The 18,526-nt window shown below is 61.5% G+C and carries 19 protein-coding genes; 10 read left to right on the top strand and 9 right to left on the bottom strand.

Annotated elements, in window-relative coordinates; all coding sequences use genetic code 11:
• The first annotated feature begins 35 nt into the window (after nucleotides 1–35).
• From SCL_RS14525 to ppsR, 8 genes are all read left to right on the top strand, one after another.
• A complete protein-coding gene (locus tag SCL_RS14525; RefSeq protein ID WP_269458335.1) occupies nucleotides 36–158 on the top strand; it encodes a hypothetical protein in 123 nt (40 codons plus the stop codon).
• A 290-nt stretch (nucleotides 159–448) separates the two neighbouring features.
• Nucleotides 449–688 (top strand): hypothetical protein, encoded by a 240-nt coding sequence (locus SCL_RS05690; RefSeq protein ID WP_096360323.1) that lies wholly within the window; start codon nucleotides 449–451, stop codon nucleotides 686–688.
• A gap of 9 nt (nucleotides 689–697) precedes the next feature.
• Nucleotides 698–2,647, top strand: coding sequence for a TSUP family transporter (locus SCL_RS05685; RefSeq protein WP_172425939.1), 1,950 nt, complete (start codon nucleotides 698–700; stop codon nucleotides 2,645–2,647).
• Nucleotides 2,648–2,721: 74 nt separating this feature from the next.
• Nucleotides 2,722–4,881 carry a SulP family inorganic anion transporter gene (locus tag SCL_RS05680; protein ID WP_096360322.1) on the top strand — a complete coding sequence of 720 codons (2,160 nt, stop codon included), beginning with the start codon at nucleotides 2,722–2,724 and terminating at the stop codon, nucleotides 4,879–4,881.
• Between the two features lie 143 nt (nucleotides 4,882–5,024).
• Nucleotides 5,025–6,785, top strand: coding sequence for a SulP family inorganic anion transporter (locus SCL_RS05675; RefSeq protein WP_096360321.1), 1,761 nt, complete (start codon nucleotides 5,025–5,027; stop codon nucleotides 6,783–6,785).
• Nucleotides 6,786–6,943: 158 nt separating this feature from the next.
• A complete protein-coding gene (locus SCL_RS05670) occupies nucleotides 6,944–8,242 on the top strand; it encodes an HlyC/CorC family transporter (protein ID WP_096360320.1) in 1,299 nt (432 codons plus the stop codon).
• 24 nt (nucleotides 8,243–8,266) lie between these two features.
• Nucleotides 8,267–9,214, top strand: coding sequence for a D-2-hydroxyacid dehydrogenase (locus SCL_RS05665; RefSeq protein ID WP_096360319.1), 948 nt, complete (start codon nucleotides 8,267–8,269; stop codon nucleotides 9,212–9,214).
• Between the two features lie 30 nt (nucleotides 9,215–9,244).
• Nucleotides 9,245–10,081: a posphoenolpyruvate synthetase regulatory kinase/phosphorylase PpsR gene (gene ppsR / locus SCL_RS05660; protein ID WP_096360318.1), complete on the top strand. Its 837-nt coding sequence runs from the start codon at nucleotides 9,245–9,247 to the stop codon at nucleotides 10,079–10,081.
• 9 nt (nucleotides 10,082–10,090) lie between these two features.
• Here ppsR and tsaB read toward each other — a convergent pair whose 3' ends face one another.
• From tsaB to ribBA, 9 genes are all read right to left on the bottom strand, one after another.
• Nucleotides 10,091–10,762 (bottom strand): tRNA (adenosine(37)-N6)-threonylcarbamoyltransferase complex dimerization subunit type 1 TsaB, encoded by a 672-nt coding sequence (gene tsaB, locus SCL_RS05655; RefSeq protein ID WP_096360317.1) that lies wholly within the window; start codon nucleotides 10,760–10,762, stop codon nucleotides 10,091–10,093.
• 56 nt (nucleotides 10,763–10,818) lie between these two features.
• Nucleotides 10,819–11,175 carry a DUF4870 family protein gene (locus SCL_RS05650; RefSeq protein ID WP_096360316.1) on the bottom strand — a complete coding sequence of 119 codons (357 nt, stop codon included), beginning with the start codon at nucleotides 11,173–11,175 and terminating at the stop codon, nucleotides 10,819–10,821.
• Nucleotides 11,172–11,429 carry a hypothetical protein gene (locus SCL_RS05645; protein WP_096360315.1) on the bottom strand — a complete coding sequence of 86 codons (258 nt, stop codon included), beginning with the start codon at nucleotides 11,427–11,429 and terminating at the stop codon, nucleotides 11,172–11,174. The genes SCL_RS05650 and SCL_RS05645 overlap by 4 nt, the downstream gene beginning before the upstream one ends.
• 13 nt (nucleotides 11,430–11,442) lie before the next feature.
• Nucleotides 11,443–11,859: an HIT family protein gene (locus tag SCL_RS05640; protein ID WP_096360314.1), complete on the bottom strand. Its 417-nt coding sequence runs from the start codon at nucleotides 11,857–11,859 to the stop codon at nucleotides 11,443–11,445.
• Nucleotides 11,860–11,957: 98 nt separating this feature from the next.
• Nucleotides 11,958–13,157, bottom strand: coding sequence for a formate-dependent phosphoribosylglycinamide formyltransferase (gene purT, locus SCL_RS05635; protein ID WP_096360313.1), 1,200 nt, complete (start codon nucleotides 13,155–13,157; stop codon nucleotides 11,958–11,960).
• Nucleotides 13,158–13,168: 11 nt separating this feature from the next.
• The gene (thiL, locus tag SCL_RS05630) at nucleotides 13,169–14,128 is read right to left on the bottom strand and encodes a thiamine-phosphate kinase (RefSeq protein ID WP_096360312.1); all 960 of its coding nucleotides are present in this window, start codon (nucleotides 14,126–14,128) and stop codon (nucleotides 13,169–13,171) included.
• A gap of 169 nt (nucleotides 14,129–14,297) precedes the next feature.
• Nucleotides 14,298–14,738: a transcription antitermination factor NusB gene (gene nusB / locus SCL_RS05625; RefSeq protein WP_096360311.1), complete on the bottom strand. Its 441-nt coding sequence runs from the start codon at nucleotides 14,736–14,738 to the stop codon at nucleotides 14,298–14,300.
• Between the two features lie 10 nt (nucleotides 14,739–14,748).
• Nucleotides 14,749–15,225 (bottom strand): 6,7-dimethyl-8-ribityllumazine synthase, encoded by a 477-nt coding sequence (gene ribH / locus SCL_RS05620; protein ID WP_096360310.1) that lies wholly within the window; start codon nucleotides 15,223–15,225, stop codon nucleotides 14,749–14,751.
• On the bottom strand, nucleotides 15,222–16,394 hold the full coding sequence (gene ribBA / locus SCL_RS05615; protein ID WP_096360309.1) for a bifunctional 3,4-dihydroxy-2-butanone-4-phosphate synthase/GTP cyclohydrolase II: 1,173 nt from the start codon (nucleotides 16,392–16,394) through the stop codon (nucleotides 15,222–15,224). Before ribBA ends, ribH begins: the two co-directional genes overlap by 4 nt.
• A gap of 237 nt (nucleotides 16,395–16,631) precedes the next feature.
• Here ribBA and SCL_RS05610 point away from each other — a divergent pair, with 237 nt between their 5' ends.
• Entirely contained in the window at nucleotides 16,632–17,909 is a 1,278-nt protein-coding gene (locus SCL_RS05610) for a serine/threonine-protein kinase (protein ID WP_096360308.1), read from the top strand.
• Nucleotides 17,910–17,941: 32 nt separating this feature from the next.
• On the top strand, nucleotides 17,942–18,520 hold the full coding sequence (locus SCL_RS05605) for a hypothetical protein (protein ID WP_148665001.1): 579 nt from the start codon (nucleotides 17,942–17,944) through the stop codon (nucleotides 18,518–18,520).
• The last annotated feature ends 6 nt before the right edge of the window (nucleotides 18,521–18,526 follow it).

The raw sequence follows: 18,526 nt of genomic DNA, 5'->3' as shown, positions 1-18,526 counted from the left end.
GTTTTATGCCCGGATGAACGAAGCAGCGCATCGATATGATGCCGGCGCCTCGCGTCGGCGCGGACGCCCCGCCATCCTCCGGGTCCTGGGCGGCTGCACTGCTCCTGCGCGCCCACTTCGGCAGCACGCTCGCGCCGGAAGTCAGCCTGAACCGTTGAGCCTGCGGTTTCCGCCGTCTTACCAGCACGGCGTAAACATCATATATAATCGCGTCGGCGGGCTTTCCGCCATGGATCGTTTAGGTGACGATGCTGGTCGGACATTGGTACAGGGGATGGCGCGAATGCCTGGCCATGCACGCGACCCGCGTCGGATTTTTTCTGCTTATGCTGGCATACTTCGGTAGCAAGTTGGTGCTGGAAATACTGCTTAAGCGTGGCTGATGCAGCACGGTTAACCGGATGATAATAATCAAAGGATAACTTGCCGCACGAAACAAGGGGCTGACATGACTGATCCGACTTCGCACAGCGGCGGCAAGATGATAACGCGCGTCGCCATCTACGGATTCATATCGCTGGCGTTATATTTTCTGCTGTACTTTTTCGAGGACCCCATCCTCGCCTTCACCTCGCAGGGCGGCTGGTACTTCATCGCTCCTGTCGTGCTCGCCTTCGTGTTCTCCTATTTCCACGGATCCTTTACCTCCCATTTTTGGGACACCCTTGGCATCAAGGCCAAGAAATAAGGCAGCAGCGTGGATCTGGCAACGGCAACCAATTTCATTCCCCTCAACGCGCTCGACGTAACCTATCTTCTGGTCGTCGGCTTCATCGGCGGCCTGGTCAGCGGTTTCATCGGATCCGGCGGCGCCTTCGTGCTCACGCCGGCCATGATGAGCATGGGCGTGCCCGGCATCGTCGCGGTGGCCTCCAACATGTGCCACAAGTTCCCCAAGGCCCTTGTCGGCGCCATCAAGCGCGCCAAGTACGGTCAGGTGGACGTGAAGCTCGGGCTCGTGATCGGCGTTTCGGCCGAGGCCGGGGTGCTCTACGGAGCACATATCCAGCAAATGATTCATGAAAGCTTCGGTGATGCCGGTTCGAACCTGTATGTCAGCCTCGCCTTCGTTGTCTCTCTTGGCGTCATAGGCAGTTACGTGCTGTGGGACGCAATAAAAATGCGCCGCGACACCAGCGACGAACCGGAGAAGGTTGCGCGTCTCGCCCGCTGGGTCCAGTCGATCCATGTTCCCGGCACGATGGTTTACTTCAAGAGCCTCAATGCCCGCGTCTCGGTCCTGTTTACCATCCCGCTTGGATTCGCCACCGGCATGCTCGCGGCAACCATCGCCGTAGGCGGCTTTATAGGTGTCCCGGCCATGCACTACGTGCTCGGGGCGCCCTCGCTCATGGCCTCCGCCACCGAACTGGTGACTGCTTTCGTCATGGGCGTGGGCGGCACGCTGAAGTTTTCCTGGAGCGGGCTGGTGGATATCCGCCTCGCCATGATCATCCTTGCCGGGTCTCTGTTCGGCATCCAGCTCGGCGCGATCGGAACCACCTACGTCAAGCCGCACATGATCAAGATGGTCATGGGCGTGATCATGATACTGGTGCTGGTTTCGCGCGCGATCGCCATCCCTGTCTATCTTTCCGAACTGGAGCTCATCGAACCGCTGGCGCCCCATCTGCCCGGCGCCCTGCGCAACATCAGTTTCGTGGTGCTGATTGGCGCGCTGGCGGCCGGCGCGGCGATCGTGTTCGCGTCGCTGTGGAGCGGCATCAGCGCCTCACGCCGTGAGGCGGCGCTGACCACTTCAGCCGACGTGGCGTTCGCGCCGGACACGGTGGCGGCCCCGGCCAGCCCGCAACTGTCGCCAGTCGGCCGTTTCGAGCGATTCCTGCTTGCCTCCGACGGCTCGGAGTACAGCGCCGGCGCCGTGCGCGAAGCCTTGCGCATGGCGAGCAAGTGCGGTGCCCGCGTGCGCGCGGTCAGCGTGGTCGCCGGCGGCGATGCCGAACTTTATGCCATGGGTGAACAGCTGATCACCAAAGAGCTGAATTCCGCCCGCGCCTGCCTCGACGACGTGCACCTGCTGGCATCGTCCGCCGGCGTGGCCTATGAGAGCGTGGCTACCCAGGGCAACCAGGTTTACCAGGAAATCGTCGGTCAGGCGGAAAAAATGCAGGCCGATCTCATTATCATGGGCCGGCGAGGACGCCACGGACTGGCGCGGCTGATGGTCGGCCCGTCGACCGTGCGCGTCATCGGTCACGCGCGATGCAACGTGCTCGTTGTCCCGCGTCTTGCGAACATCACCGGGCGGCACTTCGTCGTCGCCTCCGACGGTTCACGCTTCGGCGACAACGCCGCGCACACGGCGGCGCGGCTCGCAAAACTGTACGACACGCCGGTCACCGTGGTCTCGGTCACCCGGCCGGAACACAGCGAGGAGCGGCGTCGCGAAGCACACCAGATCGTGAACCGGCTCCTTTCCTTCCTGAAGCAGGAAGGAGTCAAGGTGGAAGGAATGGTTCCGCACGGCCGGCCAGACGAAATGATCGTCAAGACAGCAAACGAAAAAAACGCAGATTTGATCATCCTGGGCAGTCGTGGGCGCACGGGCCTGGAGCGGGTTCTGCTGGGCAATACATCGGAGCGCGTCATCGACGAAACCCGGTGCGCCGTGCTCGTCGTCAAGTAGGCATCAGGGCCAGATGAGCCAGCACCACCGCCTGCCATCATGTCGACGGACCGCGTACCGGTGAAAGAATTGGCATGATCCATAAATTGTGGTCCCCACCCAGCTTGCAACGATTCCTGCCGTTCCTGGCCTGGATCGGCGAGATCCGCAACAGCCAGGTGCTGCGTGCCGACCTGATTGCCGGAATCACCGTGGCGCTGGTGCTGGTCCCGCAATCCATGGCCTATGCGCAACTTGCCGGGATGCCGGCTTATTATGGACTGTATGCTGCATTTCTCCCGCCCATGGTCGCCGCGTTGTTCGGCTCCTCGCGTCAACTCGCCACCGGACCGGTGGCGGTGGTCTCGCTGCTCACGGCCGCGGCGCTGGAACCCATCGCAGCCAGCGGCAGCCCGGGGTACGTGGCTTATGCCATCACCCTGTCCCTGATCGTCGGCCTGTTTCAGATGAGTCTCGGGCTGTTGCGGCTTGGCGTGGTGGTCAACTTCCTGTCGCACCCGGTGATCATCGGTTTCACCAACGCTGCGGCGATCATCATCGCCACCTCGCAACTCGACAAGATCTTCGGCGTGCGCGCCGACAAGGCCGAGCACCATTACGAAACCGTGTGGAACACCATTGCCGCTGTCCCCACGCAGATACACTGGCCCACGTTCTTCATTGCCGCGGGCGCCTTCGCCATCATGATCCTGCTGCGGCGCCTCAATCCGCGCATTCCCAACGTGCTCATCGCCGTGGCCATCACCACAGCCCTTTCCTGGCTGATCCACTTCGAGCACCTGGAGACGGTGACGCTCAGCCAGATCGGGAACAAGTCCGTGCAAGAGGTGGTGCGCGATGAGATCACCCTCAAGCGCGAAATTCCGGAACTCGACAAGGCGATTGCCGATGCGGAAAAAACCTACCAGGAGGCACATAAAAAGTATGGCACCGACGACTCGCGAACCCTGCTCGCCCAGCACATGTTTGACACCCTCAAACTGAAACGCGAACGCCGCATCAAGACCGTCAAAGCCGACGTCGAGGAAATCAAGAAAACCCGTTTCGACCATGTCCCGCAGCCCGATGGCGCCACAGGCACGTTCTACCTGCGTGGCCACGTGCCGGAAGGCGCCGAAAGCGATGGGCGCCTGTGGCGCATACGCAGCGTGGACGGCGAGCAACTCGTCATGAACGGCGGCGGCAACGTGGTCGCCACCGTTCCCAAGGGTCTGCCGTCCCTGGCACTGCCGAAGTTTGACGTCGGCGTTATGTTGCAGCTGCTCTCCGCGGGAATCACCATCTCGCTGCTCGGCTTCATGGAAGCGATCTCGATCGCCAAGGCCATGGCCACCAAGACCCGCCAGAAACTCGACGCCAACCAGGAGCTGATCGGTCAGGGGCTGGCCAACATCGCCGGCAGTCTTTCGCTGAGTTACCCCACTTCCGGCTCGTTCTCGCGCTCCGCGGTCAACATCAATGCCGGCGCCGTGACCGGATTTTCGTCCGTGGTAACCAGCGCCATCGTCATCATCACCCTGCTGTGGCTGACGCCGCTGCTGTATCACCTGCCGCAGGCGACCCTGGCGGCGGTAATCATGATGGCCGTGGTCGGCCTGATCAACGTCAAGGCCGTCCAGCATGCCTGGAAGGCGCAGCGCCAGGACGGCATCGTCGCCATTGTTTCGTTCGTGCTGACGCTGGCATTCGCCCCGCATCTCGACAAGGGCATCCTGATCGGCGCCGGCCTCGCCCTGATTCTTTATCTGTACCGCACCATGCAGCCGCGCGTGGCGGTGCTGGCGCGGCACCCTGATGGCACCCTGCGCGACGCCGAGATGTTCGGCCTCGACACCTGCAAGAACATCACCATGATCCGCTTCGACGGTTCGCTCTACTTCGCCAATACCAGCTATTTCGAGGACAAGATCCAGGAGCGCGTCGCCACCAGACCGGAACTCAAATACGTGATCGTGCTGGCCGACGGCATCAACCAGGTCGACGCCACGGGCGAGGAGATGCTCTCGCACCTGGGCGAGCGGCTGCATGCGGCCGGTATCGAGATTCTGTTCGCCGGCCTGAAAAAACAGGTGATGGACGTGTTCCAGCGCACCGGTCTTTATCAAAGTCTCGGCGCCGAACGCTTTTTCCGCACGGAAGAACAGGCGCTGGATCACGTCTGGAAGAAACTCGGCAACAACCATGAGGTCGATTGCCCGCTCAATATCGTCTGTCAGGTGACACCGTCGAAATAATTGCGTCTCGGACTGCGCGGTGCACGGCCAATCAACGCCGTTCCCCCGCCGACGGGTTGTCTGGTGCATCGACTCGGATTTTCCGCGCCGGCGAGCCATATAAGACCATCTTTTAAAAACGAATCTGCTAACCAATACCCGCCATGAACCAGCTTGCCGCTCAGAATCAAAACTCCATTTGGCAGCGTCTTTTTCCGTTCCTGCACTGGTGGCCGCAGGTCAACCGGCATACGCTGAAGGACGACCTGATCGCAGGTCTGACGGTGGCGCTCGTCGCCATACCGCAATCCCTGGCCTACGCGCAATTGTCCGGTGTGCCGGCCTATTACGGGCTGTACGCGGCACTCATACCGGTGATCATCGGCGTGCTTTTCGGTTCGTCGATGCTGTTGTCCACCGGGCCGGTAGCCATGACATCGCTGCTTACCGCGGCAAGCATCATGCCGCTCGCCACCTACGGAACACAACAGTTTTATGCCTATGTCATCCTGATGGCGCTGCTGTCCGGCCTGGTCCAGATCGGCATGGGGGTGGCGCGCATGGGCGTGCTGCTCAATTTTCTGTCCTACCCGGTGTTGCGCGGTTTCATCAACGCCGCCGCCATCATCATTGGTCTGGCGCAGCTCCCCGCCATGGTCGGCCTGCCGCTGAAAAACAGCCAGCATTTCATGACCGACATCCTGCATGTCATTGAAAACCTCGACGCCATGCACGTCGAATCGCTGTTCTTCGGCCTCGGCTCGCTCGCGCTGATGGCGCTGATGAAGAAATTCGCGCCCAGACTCCCGGGCGTGCTTATCACGGTGGCACTGACCACCTACATCAGTTACGCCATCGGCTTCGAGGAGCTCGGTGGCCGCATCGTCGGCGCCATTCCCCAGGGTCTCCCCGGCATCAGCATACCGCCGGTGGACTGGAAAGCGAGCATGCACATGCTCCCGACGGCGTTCGTGATTGCGCTCATCAGTTTCATGGAAGCCATGTCGAGCTCCAAAATCATCGCCATCAAGACCCGCACTCAATGGGACGAAAACCAGGAATTGATCGGCCAGGGTCTGGCGAAAGTCGCGGCGGCATTCAGCCACGCCATGCCGGTGAGCGGTTCGTTTTCGCGTTCGGCACTCAATCTCGCCGCCGGAGCCAGGACCGGGATGTCCTCGATATTCTCGGCGATCGCCGTGTTGCTGACGCTGCTGTTCTTCACGCCATTGCTGCACCACCTGCCCAAACCGGTACTGGCAGCCATCATCATGATGGCGGTTATCGGCCTCATCAGCTTCAAGACCATCAAGGAGTCATGGGTCGCCGGCAAACAGGACGGCATTGCCGCGATCATCACTTTCATCGCCACCCTGGTGTTCGCCCCGAACATCCAGAACGGCATTCTCACCGGCATCCTCCTGTCCCTGGCGCTGTTTCTTTTCCGCACCATGAAGCCGCGCATCGTGTTGCTGGGTCTCGACAAGGACGGAATGCTGCGGAACGCCGAGCGGTTCAATCTGCCGAAACTGCACCCCCAGGTGACGGCGATCCGCTTCGACGGCCAGCTTTACTTCGCCAACGTAAACTATTTCGAGGAGTCCACGCTGTATCTTGTCAGCAACGATCCGGACCTGAAATACATTCTGGTGGTGGGCAGCGGAATCAACGGACTCGACGCCTCGGGCGTGGAAATGCTGAGAAATCTTCTGGACCGGCTGAGCCAGAACAAAATCGAGCTGGTCTTCTGCAGCATCAAGGGCAACGTGATCGACGTCATGCAGCGAACCGGATTGATCGACAGGATCGGCCGGGACAACATCTTTGCCTCGGAGGATGTGGCGCTGAAGGAAATCACGCAACGCCTTGCGCGCGCCGAGCTGGATTCCGATGGAGCACGCGCCACGCCCCAGACACCCGCGTAAATACATATACGCATGCCGGCATGGATTGTCCGCCCAATATCGCGCGCAGGATAACACCGTTAAAATAATCGAAAATTCCTTTATCTGGCGTTGAATTAGGGAAGACATGACAATGATGCTAGTATCGTTTTTCCGCATGTTGACGAGGCATACAGTCCTTGGCTGACATCTCCACCGGCGTTCTGATCGGCGCGCTGGCCTTCCTGGTATTCCTCTCCGCCTTTTTCTCGGCTGCCGAGATCGCGATGGTGAGCCTCAACCGCCACCGCTTGCGTCATCTCGCGGGCTCCGGCCGCCGTGGCGCGCGCATCGCCGAACGATTGCTGGCTCGCCCCGACCGTCTGATCGGCGTGATTCTGCTCGGCAGCAACACGGTCAATGCCCTGTTCTCGGCGCTCACCACGGTCACCGTCATCCGGTTCTGGGGCGAGGATGAAGGCGCGGTCGGCATTGCCACCGTCATCATCGCCCTGGTGATCCTGATACTCACCGATTTGGCGCCGAAAACGCTCGCCGCGCTGCATCCGGAGCGTATCGCCTTGCCCAGCGCCTTCGTGTTGCGGCCGATGCTGTGGCTCATCTACCCGGTGGTGTGGGTGGTCAACGGCATGGCCAACGGCCTGTTGCGTCTCGTGGGAGTGCGGATCCAGGCCAAACCGGCCGACCAGGTGAGCCCGGAGGAGCTGCGCGCCATCATCATGGAGGCCGGTGTGCTGATTCCGGAAAGCCATCAGGACATGTTGCTGGCGATTCTCGACCTGGAAAAGATCAGCGTCGATGACGTCATGGTGCCGCGCGGGAAAATCGAGGGCGTCAACCTCGACACGGAATGGGATGAAATCGTGACCCAGCTCACCGGCAGTCGCTACACCCGGCTGCCGGTCTACCGCGGCAGCCTCGACAACGTCAGCGGCATGATCCATGTGCGCCGGGTGCTGAACCTGATGCGCGAGGGCAAGCTCGACAAGGAATCGCTGGAACAGGCCATCGTCGAGCCCTACTTCATTCCCGCCGGCACGACGCTCACGACGCAACTGCTCAACTTCCGGCAGGTGAAACGCCGCATCGGTTTCGTGGTAGACGAATACGGCGATATCCAGGGGCTGGTCACGCTGGACGAGATCCTCGAAGAGATCGTCGGCGATTTCACCGCCCACACCATGGGCCGGATCGAAGATGTAACTCCTCAGAGCGACGGCAGCTATCTCATCCGCGGCACCGTCAGCCTGCGCGACCTGAACCGGCAGCTCGACTGGAAACTGCCCACCGACGATTCCCGTACCCTGAACGGACTGATCGTGGAATACCTGGAAGACATCCCGGCACCCGGCACCAGCCTGATGATCCACGGCTACCTGGTGGAAATCCTGCGCACCCGCGGCACTGCGATCGAGGTCGCGCGGGTGCGACCGGCCGCTGAAACCGTGTCCGAATCAACCCCGGCCTCGTCCGAATAACCGCAACGTTTAACCGCCGAGCCCGTGGAACGCATCGTCTTTCTCGACCGCGACAGCATCCAGGCCGACGTACGCCGGCCCGGTTTTGCGCACGAGTGGCGGGATTATCCCGCCACCTCGGTGTCGCAGGTCAGCGAGCGCCTGAACAACGCGAGCATCGCCATCAGCAACAAGGTCCCGCTCATGGCCGCCAGTCTCGCGCTGCTCAAGGATCTCAAGATGATCGCCGTGTGCGCGACGGGAACCAATAATGTTGACCTCGATTATTGTCGCGCGCATGGCATCGTCGTTTCCAATATCCGGAATTACGCCATGCACACCGTGCCGGAGCATGTTTTCGCCATGGTGCTGGCGTTGCGACGCAATCTGGTCGGTTATCGCGAGGACGTGGCCGGCGGGCTGTGGCAGAAGGCCGAGCAGTTCTGCCTGTTCACCCGCCCCATCCTGGATTTGCACGGCGGCACGCTGGGCGTGATAGGCAACGGGGCACTGGGCCAGGCCACGGCAAAACTGGGCGCGGCCTTCGGCATGCGCGTGCTCATCTCCGAACACAAAGGCGCCGCGCTAACCCGGCCCGGTTATACGTCCTTCGAAACGGTCCTGGCGGAGAGTGACGTGATCACCCTGCACTGCCCGCTCACGCCCGCCACGCAGAACCTGATCGGGGCACCGGAGTTCCGGAAAATGCGCCGTCACGCCCTGCTCATTAACACCGCCCGCGGCGGCCTGGTGGATGAAGCGGCGCTGGTCGAGGCGCTCCAGCAAGGCGTGATCGGCGGAGCGGGATTCGATGTGCTGACCACGGAACCGCCGCGCGCCGGCAATCCGCTGCTGGACCTGCGTCTGCCCAACTTCATCCTGACGCCGCATGTCGCCTGGGCCAGCCGCAACGCCATGCAGATCATGGCGGATCAGCTGATCGACAACATCGAGGCCTTCGTCCGCGGCGCACCGCGGAACCGGGTCGTCTGACCGCCGCAACAAGACTACAATCGCACAGGCATGACGACCGCCAAATCCCAGCGTACCGTGTTTTTCGTCTCTGACCGCACCGGCATCACCGCCGAGCTGCTGGGCAAAACGCTGCTGACGCAGTTCCCCGGCATCGAGTTCCTCAAGCGTACCTTTCCCTTCGTGGATTCCGTGGACAAGGCGAAATCGGTGCTCGCGAAGATCCATGACACCGCGCAGAAGGAGGATCGGCCGCCGATTGTATTCAGCACCCTGATCAACGAGGAGGTGCGCGCGGCGCTGGCGTCCGACAGGGCCCTGATCATCGACCTGTTCGCGGACTTCATCCGGCGTCTCGAGACGGAGCTGGGGCAGGAATCCACCCATGCCCTCGGCCTCAGTCACGGCATTGGCGATGAACTGGTCTACCAGAAGCGCATGGACGCGTTGAACTACACGCTGTCGCATGACGACGGCATGCATACCGCCAACTACGACCGGGCCGACGTGATCCTGGTCGGCGTGTCGCGCACCGGCAAAACGCCCACCTGTCTATACCTGGCGATGCAGTACGGCATTTGCGCCGCCAATTACCCGCTGACGCCCGATGATTTCAACGAACTGGCACTGCCGAAACCGCTGCAGCCGCAGCGCGCCAAGCTGCATGGCCTGACGATCCAGCCGGAACGGCTGGCAAAAATCCGCCACGAACGCAAACCGGAGAGCCGTTATGCCTCGCTGGAAAACTGCCAAGGCGAAATCCGCGCCGCCGAGGCCCTGCTGCGGCAAGCGCATATCCCCATCCTCGACACCAGCTCGATGTCCATCGAGGAAATCGCCATCTCGATCCTGTATGGCACGGGGCTGATCAAGCGTGTAAAAACCTAGAGAACGCGCTCAGGGTTTGACCTGCTTCACCGCTATGTCGTCACGCACATACACCGGCAGCGCCAGTTCCGCGGATATGGCCTTGCCTGCCTGAACCGTCGCGGCTCCCAGCCGGCCTACGTCGCGTGCATGCGGGTAAGCCTGCTCGTGCCAGTTACTGACATGCTCCTTCAGATGTTCCAGCAAAACGGCATGATACTGATCCCAGCCGTTGCCGGCGCCGATCCATCCATTGCCTCCGGGTAATGGCACTTCGGACGGCACCGCCACGCTTTCAGCGCCGACCAGCTCGACAATGCCCTGCGGGTTTCTCGCATAGGCGGCGCTGTATACCTGATTCATGCGCGCATCGAAGGCCGCCAGCACCCGTGGCGCGTCCACGCCCTGCGCCAGCGCCGCCAGCGACGAGATTGGCGTTACCGGGATGTCCACGCCGAAGGCAAGGCCCTGGGCCACGCCCGCGCCGATACGCAGGCCCGTGAACGATCCCGGGCCACGGCCGAAGGCGATCGCATCGAACTGCGTCAGAGCAAGGCCGGTTTCTGCCAGCAACCCGTCCACCATGGCGAGGAGGCGTTCGGAGTGCTGGTTGCCGTATTCGAAACGTTCCGCCACGGCGCCGTCCGTCAAGATTGCGACGGAACAGGCTTCGGTGGAGGTATCCAGGGCGAGAATATTCACATCAATATTGCCGGGGAGATGCGGGGAGAAATCAATGACGCGGGCCGGAAACGGCCTCAGACCGGCATCGGCTTGTCATCGATCAGGTTCAGCCAGCCCTTGGCGATGCGGTAGATGAACCACAGGGCATTGGCGCAGAGAATGAACCAGCCGATGACGATGACGAATGTCAGGCCGCCCAGCACGATCCACAGCAGCGTGAACCAGAAGGTGCGTATCTGCCAGCGGAAATGCGACTCGAGCCAGGTGCCCTGCGCGTCATCGCGCTTGATGTAGCTGATGATGATGGCCACGAAATAGGTGATGGGAAGCACAAAGGTGGCAGCCTGCAGAGCGTACACCGCAATGCTGACGTTTTTCAGGCGCTGAAGATCGGCTTGTGGCTTGCTATCTGCTGTCAGCGGTGTATTCATGGTGCCCTCGGTCCCAGGCGCTGCCCGGTTGGTTTGTCCTCCGGCGGGAGACAGGCACGACAGCCCGGGCGGAAAATCGAATAATAGCGGAAATACACGAACACCCATACCGGCAGCAGGCCGATCCACAGCCATTCCCAAGGGCCGGCTGCCAACTCGCCTTTCCACCAGGCCACCGTCACGATGATGGAATACAGGAAAGCGAAGGCGAACATCATCCATGACACAAACGCGACGAACATTTTCCGTCCCATGGCGCTGTCCGTCTCAACCAAGACTGTCGCCCAGGCAACGCTTGAGCTGTTCGATCAACCTCGAACGGTCCACGGACGCGGCACGGACGTTGCGCCTGCGTGCGGCCCACACCGGATCAGGAAAGTGCGCATCATCGGCAAAGCGTGGAATGACGTGCCAGTGCAGATGCGGCACCTGGTTCCCCAATGAAGCCAGATTTATTTTGTCAGGTCGCAGTACTTCCTTCAGGACCTTTTCCACCGAGAAAACCACGGCCATCAGCCGCACCTGCTCCGGCTCCGTGAGATCGGTCATCTCCTTCACATGCCCGCTCCAGATCACGCGGCAGAAGCCGGGATAATCGGCGTCATCGACCAGGATCACGCGACAACGCTCATCCTGCCACAGGACGGTTTCATTCGTGGGATGACACAGCGGACAGGTTTCCATAAAGAATTAATGGACAGGATTAACAGGATTAAGGAAAAAGAAATTCGAAATATATTTTTCAATCCTGTTAATCCTGTAAATCCTGTCTATCTCAGTTTTCATGCTTTTACCGGTCTGACCTTCGAAGCCACGAGCTTGGCGCGGGCGCGGGCCTCGTTCGTGTCGGCACCGTTTGCGAGCGCCACGCCCATGCGCCGGCGTGTGAACGCCTCAGGCTTGCCAAATAACCGGATATCCGACTGGGGAACACGCAGTGCCTCGTCCACGCCTTCGAAGGCGATGCCCTTGGCTTCCATGCCACCGTAAATCACCGCGCTCGCGCCGGGCGCGCGCATGGCGACCGACACCGGCAGACCCAGAATGGCGCGAGCGTGCAATTCAAACTCGTTTTGAATCTGGCTGATCATGGTCACCATGCCGGTGTCGTGCGGGCGCGGACTGACCTCGCTGAACCAGACATGATCGCCCTTGACGAACAGCTCCACGCCGAAAATGCCGCGGCCGCCGAGATTGTCCGTGACTTTCTGCGCGATCTCGCGTGATCGCGCAAGCGCCTTCGGGCTCATCGCCTGTGGCTGCCAGGACTCGACATAATCGCCCTTGACCTGCACGTGACCGATGGGATCGCAGAAAAATGTCTCGACCTTGCCGGAATCGCCGATGGCACGCACCGTGAGTTGCGTGATTTCATAATCGAACTTGATGGTCTCCTCGACGATCACCCGCGTCTGGTTCACGCGCGCCCCGCTCATGGCGTATTCCCAGGCCTTGGCAACGTCTTCCGGCGTGTTCACCGTGGATTGCCCCTTGCCCGAAGACGACATCACCGGCTTGATGATGCAGGGATAGCCGATGCCGCCGTCAATGGCCTCCTTGAGCTCCGTCTCGCTGGCGGCAAAGGCGTAGCGCGAGGTCGGCAATTCCAGGGTCTCGGCCGCGAGCCGCCGGATGCCCTCGCGGTTCATGGTGAGCTGCGTCGCCCGCGCCACGGGGATCACCTCGGCCAGCTTGTCGCGTTCGATCTCGGCCAGCATGTCCGTGGCGATGGCCTCGATCTCGGGCACGATGATGTGCGGCCGCTCCTTTTCCACCAACGCGCGCAGGGCGGCGGCGTCGGCCATGTTGATCACATGCGCGCGGTGCGCCACCTGGTGTCCCGGCGCATCGGGATAGCGATCCACGGCGATGACCTCGACGCCAAACCGTTGCAGGGCAATGATGACTTCTTTCCCCAGCTCTCCCGCCCCCAGCAGCATGACGCGCGTGGCGCCGGGGCTCAGTGGTGTGCCGATTTTCATGTGTTCCCTTTTTAATTGTTTGCAAAATGGTCATGGCCGCTCTGGCGCGGCTGATAGGGCTTGCCGGATTCATCCACGATGCGCAGGCCCGGTTCCGCCTCGATGACGCCGATGGGGTGAAATCCGCAGGCAGGTCGCAGCTTTTCCAGTGCCGCGGCATGCTGTTCCGGCACGGTAAAGCACAGTTCGTAATCATCGCCGTTCGCCAGCACCATGTCCCAGCCGGTTTCACCGATATGCGACCGGCAAACCGGCGATACGGGTATTTTATCCAGGCTAATCCGCGCGCCGACCCGGCTCATTTCCAGGATATGGCCCAAGTCCGCCAGCAGCCCGTCGGAAATATCGATGGCGCTGTGCGCAATGCTCCGCAGCGTCATGCCCTCGCGCACACGCGGCACGGGACGGTCCATCCGGCCGGCAACCGCCGCCAGGTCGTGTTCCGGCAAACGAATACCGCCAAGTCGATGGCGCAGCGCCAGCGCGGCGTCGCCCAGCGTCCCGGTGACATAGATGCGGTCACCCGCCTTCGCCCCCGAGCGTCGCAACGCCTGTCCCGGCGGCACGAAACCATGCGCCTCGATGGCAATGGTCAGTGGCCCGCGCGAGGTGTCGCCACCCACGAGCTGCACATGGTGTTCACGCGCCAGCTCGAACATCCCGTTGCAAAACGGCTGAAGCCAGTTGGCATCGGCCTTGGGCAGTGCGAGGTTCAGCATGAACCAGGCCGGCTCCGCGCCCATGGCGGCGAGATCGCTGAGATTCACGGCCAGCGCCTTGTGGCCGAGGGAAAACGGATCGGCATCGGGAAGGAAATGCACGCCGGAGACCAGCAGGTCGGAGGTCACCGCCAGTTGCTGGCCGGCGGGTGGCTGCAACAGCGCAGCATCGTCGCCGATGCCGGCAACGACATCGGCGCGCGCGACATCCTGGCGCGCGAAGAAGGTGCGAATCAGTTCGAACTCCGTCATATAGGATTTATTACCGACTCCCCCTCTCCCTGTTGAGGGAGAGGGTAAGGGGAGAGGGTGGCAGACTCACGATTGGCATGCGGTATCAATAAGCAGGGATATAATGTGATGCCCCCTCTCCCTGACCCTCTCCCCCAAAGGGGAGAGGGAAACCGTATCAGATTCCTCGTCAGGCCGTGGAACGCTCGGCCTTGATTTCGCGCGAACGCAGACCCGTGGCGACCTTGTCGAGAATGGCGTTGACGTACTTGTGGCCGTGCTCGGCGCCGAAAGTCTTGGCCAGCTCCACGGCTTCGTTCAGGATGACCTTGTAGGGGATCTCGGGGTGAAACTCGAATTCGTAGGTGCCGATGCGCAGGCACGCCAGCTCGACCGGGTCGACGTCATTCAGCTTGCGGTCCAGATGCGGGGAAATGTGATCGTCCAGTTCGTGCAGGTGCAGCGGAATCTCGCGCACCAGGTGATGGAAATAGTCGAGGTCGACGTCATTCATCTCGTGATCGAGGATGAAATGCGCCTCGATTTCGCGCGGCGCTTGCTCGGTGAGCTGCCACTGATACAGGGCCTGCACGGCGGCGCGGCGTGCCTTGTGACGACTGCCCTTGACCATAAACCCTCCGTCAGACGCGCAGTTTCTTGAGCAGGTTCACCATCTCGATGGCGGTGAGCGCGGCGTCCACGCCCTTGTTGCCGCTCTTGGTGCCGGCGCGCTCGATGGCCTGCTCGATCGTATCCACCGTCAGCACGCCAAAAGCGACCGGCAGGTCGAATTGCATGCCGACTTGCGAAATACCTTTGGCGCATTCGCCGGCGACGTATTCAAAATGCGGCGTCGCGCCGCGAATCACCGCGCCGAGCGCGATCAGTGCATCGTATTTTCCGCTGGCCGCCATGGTTTTCAGGGCCAGCGGCATTTCGAAAGCGCCCGGTACGCGAACGACTTCTATGTTAACAGCTTCGGCACCGTGGCGCACCAGCGTGTCAATCGCGCCTTCCAGCAAACGCTCGCCGATAAAACTGTTGAAACGTCCGAGAGCAATTCCAAAACGTGCGCTGCGCGCGATCAGATCGCCGTCAATGCTTTTTACGTCATTCATCCGGATACCTTTTTCTCTTTGTTGTGTTTGCGAAGAGTACCTGAGAGTTGCGCTGGGTCGTTTTCAATGTATTCCACGATCTCCAGCCCGAAACCGGACAGGCCAGGCGCCTTCATGGCATGGCCCAGCACGCGCATTTTGCTCACGCCGAGATCGGCCAGGATCTGGCTACCCAGACCGTAGGTGCGCATTTCCTGGTGACCACGCTTGCCTCCCGCCGATTCTAATGCCTTGCCTTGCCCCTGAAAATGCCGGATGCGCTGCACCAGATCCACGGGCTTCTCCTGTTGTTGCAGGATCACCATCACGCCAGCGCCTTCCCCCGCCACGTGCGCGAGCGCCTCGTGCAACGACCAGGTCCCGGCGCGATGCGCCGTGGTGACGAGGTCGAGCAGGCTCTCCTGCATGTGCACGCGCACCAGCGTCGGCCGGTCGCCGCGGATATCGCCCCGGACCAGTGCCAGGTGCACCGAATCGCTGATGTCATCGTGATAGGCCAGCACGCGGAAGTCGCCGAATTCCGTCGGCATCACGCACTCGCCGACACGCTGAATGGTGGACTCATGCTCGGTGCGGTAGCGGATGAGATCGGCGATGGTGCCGATCTTCAGTCCATGCTGCGCGGCGAACTCCTTCAACTCCGGCAGGCGCGCCATGGTGCCGTCTTCGTTCATGATCTCGCAGATGACGCTCGCGGGCTCGAGCCCGGCGAGACGCGCCAGGTCGCAGCCGGCTTCGGTGTGTCCGGCGCGCGCCAGCACGCCGCCACGCTGCGCCATCAGCGGAAACACATGGCCGGGTTGCACCAGGTCACTCGGTATGGCATCCGGTTTTACCGCGGCCTGGATGGTGCGGGCGCGATCGGCGGCGGAGATGCCGGTGGTCACGCCTTCCGTGGCTTCGATGGTGACGGTGAAATTGGTCGATTGCCGGTGCTGCGTGTCGCTCACCATGAGCGGTAACCGCAGCTGACGACACCGTTCCGGGGTCAGAGTGAGACAGATCAGGCCGCGTCCATAACGCGCCATGAAGTTGATGTCCTCGGCACGCGCATGCGCGCCGGCCATCACCAGGTCACCCTCGTTCTCGCGGTCCTCGTCGTCCATCAGGACGACCATGCGGCCGCGTCTAATCTCGTCGATAATCTCGGTTATGGGGCTGATTGGCATAAAACCACGGTAAAAGCCTGAATCGGGCGTGCATTATCACCTATTTTTGCGCCGGATGCCCTGATCCGGGCCGGACCCCGGGTTTCGGCATGGTTCGCCGCCTGTCGGGTAGCCCCCGGCTTTTATCCCGGCATTCCTCGCCCGTTTCGGTTCCACGACCATACTCCTTATATAGAAGCGGGTACTGCCAAGGGGGGTGGCATCCGCGGTCATTTATCAATACGGGTGCCCATAATCATGTCAGCCAAAGCCAACAAGGCCGACAAACTGCAAAGCACAGTCATCATTTCCGACCGCTTTACCGAACGCCGGGCGCAGCTTTCCGCGCGCCCCGCCGAGGATCCGGTCACGGAGCCGCTCGAGCCCGGCAGCATGGTCGGCCGCTACCTGACCCTGAGCCGGATCGGCGTGGGCGGCATGGGCATCGTATACCGCGCCCACGATAGCGAACTCAATCGCACGGTGGCGCTCAAGGTGCTGCCGCCTGCCCTCAGCAAGTACCCGGAATATCTGAAACGGTTTCATACCGAGGCCCAGGCCCAGGCCCGGCTGAACAGCCCTCACGTCGTCACGCTGTACGAGATGATGGACCATCCCGTGGGGCAGGTCCTGGTGCTCGAATACGTCGAGGGCGAGACGCTCGAAAGCCGCCTGCGCCACTATGGACCGCTGACCGTGTCCGAGGCCGTGAGCGTCTTCGAGCAGGCCATGCGCGGCGTGGACCACATCCACCGCATGGGCGTGGTGCACCGCGACCTCAAGCCCAGCAATATTTTCATCACGCGCGACGGCGAGATCAAGCTGATGGACTTCGGCATTGCCCGCCTCATGGACAACCACGACCCGTCGCAGAACGGGGCCATGGTCGGCACGCTGCTGTACATCTCGCCGGAACAGATCAACGGCCGCGAAACCGACGGCCGCTCCGACGTCTACACGCTGGGCATCAGCCTGTTCGAGTCCGTCACCGGGCGGCTGCCGTTCGAGCGCCGCACCGACTACGCCCTGATGCACGCGCATGTCCAGGAAAACCCGCCCAGCCCCAAGGAATTCCAGCGCCGGCTGCCGCGCGAACTGGAGGCCGTTATTCTCAAGGCCATCGCGAAGGACCCGAGCCGGCGTTTCCAGACCGTGGCGGAGTTCCGCGCCGCCTTGCTGGAACTGGGGCTGGTGGAACGCCGGCAGTCATCCATCGCCAACGGCTTTCCGGGCATGCGTGGCCGGCGCCGCAACACCGAAGATTCGCCGCGTCGCATCTGGGGCGGCGCCTGGCTGGATTTTTCCATGGTGACGGCGGCGTTTCTGCTGGCGCTGGCACTGGGAGTTTTTCCCGCGAATCTCGGACCTGCGCGGAATGGCGCCGACGAAATGACGCGCACGCAAACAGTAAAATGGAAAAAACCCCAGCCCGCCAGGAAAGAGGCGGTGTCACGCAAGACAGACACGGACACGCCGCCAAAGGTCATTGAGCGCAAGGACAAATACGACGCGCTGCGCCAGGCCTGGGGCGGCTGATTCAACTCGGGGCGATTTTTCCAGGATTGGCCATGCACATATTATTGCGTCACCCATGGATGGGCGTACGTTTCATCATCATGCTCGGTCTGGGCCTGCTGGCGAGCGGGTGCGCCACGTTTCAAAAGGAAGGTTGCGCGCAGTTCGAGGAACGTCAGGATGACGCGGACTACGCCACGCAATACCGCTACTCCGATTCCGATTCGGAAACCGCCGCCGGTAATTTCAAATCGCTTCCCCGCGGCAAGAACGCGGTTGTGCGTTCGTACAAGATGCATATCGAACCGGTGAAGATCAAGCCGTGCCGCCATCTCACCATCCGCAAGGAAATTTACCTTCAGCGAACCACCAAAGCCAATCTGATACTGGAAGAAGTGCGGGAATTTTATGCCGGTAACGACATGTTGATCACCACCAAAATCGAATCCGTCGGCAGCCAGTTGCGCACCACCGGCTACTACGCCAGCAACAGCCTGCTGCCAATTCCCGAGACCGCCCCGCCGGGAAAATATCGCATTGTCAGCAAGCTGATGCTCAAGACGAAAAACGGGTCGCGCCCCGTACAGTTGGCCAAAACCAGCGTCAACTTCCAGATTCTGCCGCGAAATTAGAACTGT

Source organism: Sulfuricaulis limicola (genome assembly GCF_002355735.1).
Lineage (GTDB): Bacteria > Pseudomonadota > Gammaproteobacteria > Acidiferrobacterales > Sulfurifustaceae > Sulfuricaulis > Sulfuricaulis limicola.
This window is presented reverse-complemented; position numbering and strand designations above follow the sequence as displayed.